Annotated in this window: 1 protein-coding gene; it reads left to right on the forward strand. The window is 38.7% G+C overall.

Annotation, left to right across the window (positions count from 1 at the left end; genetic code table 11):
- Positions 1-943, forward strand: a 943-nt coding sequence (locus DYY66_RS09965; RefSeq protein WP_218583715.1) for a hypothetical protein, incomplete at its 5' end; no start/stop codon positions are given.
- Positions 944-995 lie beyond the last annotated feature (52 nt).

A 995-nucleotide genomic window follows, 5' to 3' on the forward strand; every position in this document is an offset into this window, starting at 1 on the left:
ATTACGTGGCAATACTGTAGGCGTCATAAAGCCACAAAATAATGATTACACCATTTCAACTTTTGATACGGGTTCTGATACTAATCCGGCTGGAATATTTTTGCAAAATGATTCTGTATGGATAACAAATGTGGGCACTCAAAACATCTTCAAGTATGCCATTAATCAAAAAGACAATTTGGCACAAGACATTACACTTGCACAGAAAATTCCAAAGGACAATGTCACTCTGTTCTCGGCTCCAACTGATCTCCTAGTGGACAAGAACATCTTGTGGTTGACTGAACACGGTACAAGCTTTCTTACAAGTTATGATCTTACAGATGGGAAAATTACACGATATCCTACATCTCAAAATAATTTTCATACAACTACACTGCCTTTCTGGATTCGCGGAGTAGATGATCCACAAGTTTTGTGGTTCAACGAACACCAGGGAAACAAGATAGGGCGATTTGATGTGTCTAATAAAACTCTGATAGAATATGATATTCCATCATTGCCAAAAGATGGTTACCTTACTTATCCTCTAAACATTTCACAAGATCCACATGATGAAAAGATTCTCTGGTTCTCAGAGTGGAACACTGACAAAGTTGGAGTTGTAGATGGAAACATGCCAATACCTTTTGACCTTGACCTCAATGCTACGAAGGTAGTGCTGAGTCATAACAAGATAGGTGTTGTTGATGTAACCATTACTGGTGCTTCACATTACTCTGATACTATCTCCTTGAATGCCTCTAGCTCAATTACGCCAACTGCAGAGCTTGGGAATCTGACAGTCCAGTTTTCTTCAAATGTGGCTAGTCCATCTCATGGTATCATACATGTATCCCTAAATGGCAGCAGCGTCAATCCTGGGAACTATACTGTTGGACTAAGTGCATCAGATGGCTTTGTCACAAAGACAAAATTTCTTGATTTACGTGTAATACAGTAATTTTGTGCCTGTTATTTCTCAAAAAATTGGCTGGTAACTATGCGTTTTTCTA

The organism is Candidatus Nitrosotalea sp. FS, from assembly GCF_011319475.1.
GTDB lineage: Archaea > Thermoproteota > Nitrososphaeria > Nitrososphaerales > Nitrosopumilaceae > Nitrosotalea.